The sequence below is a fragment of the Vibrio sp. E14 genome (genome assembly GCF_020515785.1).
Classification (GTDB): Bacteria; Pseudomonadota; Gammaproteobacteria; order Enterobacterales; family Vibrionaceae; genus Vibrio; species Vibrio diabolicus.
In genome coordinates this window covers 1-3705 of the sequence record NZ_JAHPJI010000027.1, presented here as the reverse complement: position 1 = coordinate 3705, position 3705 = coordinate 1, and the positions used below count along the sequence as shown (strand labels likewise).

The following is a 3705-nucleotide window of genomic DNA, read 5'->3' as shown; positions in this document are numbered from 1 at the left end:
GTTGCCTTATCAATATCGCATGTTCAATTTACTGTACAAGTAGAGTGGCGAGGACTATACTTGTTCCATTAAGTGTACATGTGGAGGTTCTTATGAGAATCGTATCTTTTACTGAAGCAAGAAATGGTCTTAAAGCTGTTTTGGACGGTGTAGTTAATGACGCTGATACAACAGTTATTACACGTCGTGATTCTGAGGATGCAGTGGTTATGTCTTTAGACTACTACAATAGCCTTATGGAGACAGTTCATTTACTACGCTCTCCTCAAAACGTTGAACACCTAAACCGTTCGATAGCACAGTACCGTGCTGGTAAAACAACAGCACGAGAGTTAATTGATGAGTAGTAGTCAGCGTTTACTGTCGTGGACTGATGACGCTTGGGATGATTACCTGTATTGGCAAACTCAAGACAAAAAAACACTCAAGCGCATCAATAAACTCATCAATGATGTTAAGCGTTCTCCATTTGAGGGCATCGGTAAACCTGAGCCATTGAAAGAGAACTTATCTGGTTTTTGGTCTCGTCGTATTGATGATACTAATAGGCTTGTTTACGCAGTCGATGATCAGGCCATAACGATAATCTCGTGTCGTTACCACTACTAAATTAGGTTCAGCGATCTGGCATCTAACAAAGCATTTAAGAGTGATTCGCAACGCTTGGCAGTTTCGCTTCGCTCAAGTATAGCCAAGCGCCGCTCACACCTTAATGCGGCGTTATACGAATGGAGGTGTTAATGGTCATAACGGAAAATTTGTGTCTCAAACCAGTGTGTGAAGCAGACATAGACATATATACGCAGATTTTGAGTTCTAATGAACTAACTAAGTACCTACCAAAGGGAAGTGCATACACCAATGATGAAATTGAACTTCATGTTCTAAACCGAGTAAAGCACTGGGAGTACGGTTTTGGTTCGTATGTCATCTACTTAAAGTCGAATCCAGAGGTTAAAATCGGCTATGTCGGTGTTGAAAAATGTACAGATTCTTTACATAGCGACATCCGCTATGCACTACTACCTAACTATCAAGGTTTTGGTTACGTATTTGAAGCAGCAAAATCTGTACTGGCCGAAACGTTCAAAGCGGATATGCACACAAAAATATATGGCGTCTCTCTGACAGAAAATACTGCTTCGTTAGCCATCATTAAAAAGCTCGGAATGCAGCCAGAATTGGGTGTACGGTTGTATGGTGACACGAAAGGGCTTGAAACGTATTCAATTGGAAAATTCGTATAACAAAGCGTTTAAGACAGATTCGCAACGCTTGGCATTTTCGGTTTGCTTTGGTTTTAGTGTTTACGGAACAATAGTTTAGGTTCGGTGGTCGCGTTGCCCACTACTTAACGCGGCGTTAGCCCCCAAGATAATGTCGGTATAAGTATATAAATTTTAGGAAAATAGTATGAGAGTAAAGTCAGACGCGGCAGGGCGTTTGTTGGACATCCTGACTGAAGCAAAATCTAAGTCAGAAAAGTTGAGAGCGAGGCAGGTATGGGCTTCTGTGTTTAACATTCCTGAAAATGACTCAGGCTCTTTGTTACTAATGCTTGCTGAGTTGATTAGGCTAAGTGACCAAACTAAAAAACAACTGACAGCAATTGATGATATTGACCATCAACTGTTCTTAAAGCCCTTCGCGAATGTTGAACGTATATTATCTACTCTTAATTTAGAAGCATCTTGGCAGCCTTCCAAACAATTACTCGATGAAGTAACCATATATGGACTTAATATTTGTTCTGATAAGTTAAGCCGCGTTAATCAAACTACAAGCTTAAACGATGACGATTTTGATAAAATTAAGTCTATGCTCGAACAGCTTACTGACGAGGTTTTAAATAGTGATCTAGAGTCACCATTACAAGAAATTTTCATACGTAATTTAGAAGGCTTAAGGCAATCGTTGTTACTTTATAAAATTAACGGTATTGATGGAATAGAGCAACAAATCCAGCTCAATATCGGCACCCTGATGTTCAACAAAGAAAATATAAAAGCATCTAATGTTGGTCACAGTGAGGGTGTTATAACCAACTATTTCGGTTTATTAGAGTTCATCAATAAGACCTTGGACACTGCTAGGCAAGTCGACAGGTTAGCAGGAAATTCAATATCAAAAATGCTTGGAGTTGATCTAGGGGGCTAACAAACTGTTCAAGAGTGATTCGCAATGCGTGGCATTTTTACTACGCGTTGGTTTTAGTGATTAAGGTGATATGCGGGAACTTCGGTATTGCGTTGCTCACACCTTAACAGGGCGTTAGTACTGGGTTGGCATCAATAGTCAAAAATTCGGTGTTTATCGGTTTTTTCTTTCTAGCTTTACACCTGAATAAATGTGCCTTTCACGTTCTTTCCGGTGGCACTATATGTGGAGTGCTTGCGTTTATTTCACCGTCTACGGTTTCTCACTCACAGGCTATTTCTTTGGTGCGGCTTCTTTTTTATGGTTAGTTTTTCATCGTAAATTCGGCTCGTTGGCGTGGTTGTTCAAGTCCGATGATCGAATTCTTTGCTAATTTGAATGCGGTGAAAGTTGGGCTGTTTTGTGTGTTTTTCTTCTCGCCAACTTGCGTTTTGAGAGTGGGTTCGAGTTTGGCGACTATCCGTTTAACTTCTGTGTTTTTAGCCAAAATTTTCGTGCTATATTTCAACACCTTGGTGTGTGCCAAAGGCTTTGGAGTAGCGTACTAACAAACAATTTAAGAGTGATTCGGCACGCGTGGTATTTTTACTATGCGTTGGTTTTAGTGATTAAGGTGGTTGCGTTAGCATCGGTATTGCGTGCCTCACACCTTAATTGGGCGTTATGTGCCTGAGCCTTGTTAGTCGTCTATAATTAGATGTTAAATAATATGCAACAAAGGGAATTTGGATGTTTTTTACTTCTAATGAAATTGTGATGCGGCGTTTTAAAAGAGAGCAGAAAAGATTTTTGCAGTTGGGGTATAACGACCAACTAGACCTAGGTGACATATTTGAGTGGGATGGTTGGAGAACTCGAATTATTAAGAAAGAAACACTTTCACGCCTAGGAATTGACTACGCCGTTATAGATGGATGTTCAATTGACGACAGTCGAAAAATTGCTTCTGAAAGCGGTGTTACAGTTGATTCTGATGTCATCAATTTCAGTGGTAAAAGTCGCTACTTGATGCAAGCTTTCCAGTCCCAGCCCAAATATATTGATACTTTAGAACTATGCGATAAAATAACTCAAAAAGTGGCTAGCGGTACTCTTCAGTGGAACAAGAATTGGATTATTGTAACTGAGATTTGTCACGCTGAATCATATTCTCGATTTATATCTGGCGCTAAATCTGCAAATGTACAATTTGATATTGCTGACGTTTTAGGAGTCAACATTGCAGATCCAAATGTTTCCGTAAAGTTATCTACAGGCATTAACTCAACTGATTCAATAATCAATAGGAGAAACTGTAAACCATACTTTAAAGGTGTGAAGTACCGTAAAGATGGTGGGCGTTACTCTTTAATTCCTTATGCTGCCAATTGGAAAGACAAGCTTCAAGAGCTCTTATGCGACTCTGACAACTAGGCACATAACAAAGCATTTAAGAGTGATTCACAACGCTTGGCAGTTTCGCTTCGCTCAAGTATAGCCAAGTGTTGCTCACACCTTAATGCGGCGTTATAACGCAGAATCTACTTCTTGCTCATAACTGTTAGTTGA

At 39.9% G+C, this 3705-nt stretch carries 5 protein-coding genes; all 5 read left to right on the top strand.

What is annotated here, in order from left to right:
* Window positions 1–92 precede the first annotated feature (92 nt).
* On the top strand, window positions 93–347 hold the full coding sequence (locus LIX84_RS23165; RefSeq protein WP_005483180.1) for a type II toxin-antitoxin system Phd/YefM family antitoxin: 255 nt from the start codon (window positions 93–95) through the stop codon (window positions 345–347).
* A complete protein-coding gene (locus LIX84_RS23160) occupies window positions 340–609 on the top strand; it encodes a Txe/YoeB family addiction module toxin (protein ID WP_005464459.1) in 270 nt (89 codons plus the stop codon). The genes LIX84_RS23165 and LIX84_RS23160 overlap by 8 nt, the downstream gene beginning before the upstream one ends.
* A 131-nt stretch (window positions 610–740) precedes the next feature.
* On the top strand, window positions 741–1247 hold the full coding sequence (locus LIX84_RS23155; RefSeq protein WP_226422262.1) for a GNAT family N-acetyltransferase: 507 nt from the start codon (window positions 741–743) through the stop codon (window positions 1245–1247).
* 166 nt (window positions 1248–1413) lie between these two features.
* Window positions 1414–2157, top strand: a complete 744-nt coding sequence (locus tag LIX84_RS23145) for a hypothetical protein (protein ID WP_024701670.1) — start codon at window positions 1414–1416, stop codon at window positions 2155–2157.
* 729 nt (window positions 2158–2886) lie between these two features.
* Window positions 2887–3570: a hypothetical protein gene (locus LIX84_RS23130; protein ID WP_226422260.1), complete on the top strand. Its 684-nt coding sequence runs from the start codon at window positions 2887–2889 to the stop codon at window positions 3568–3570.
* The last annotated feature ends 135 nt before the right edge of the window (window positions 3571–3705 follow it).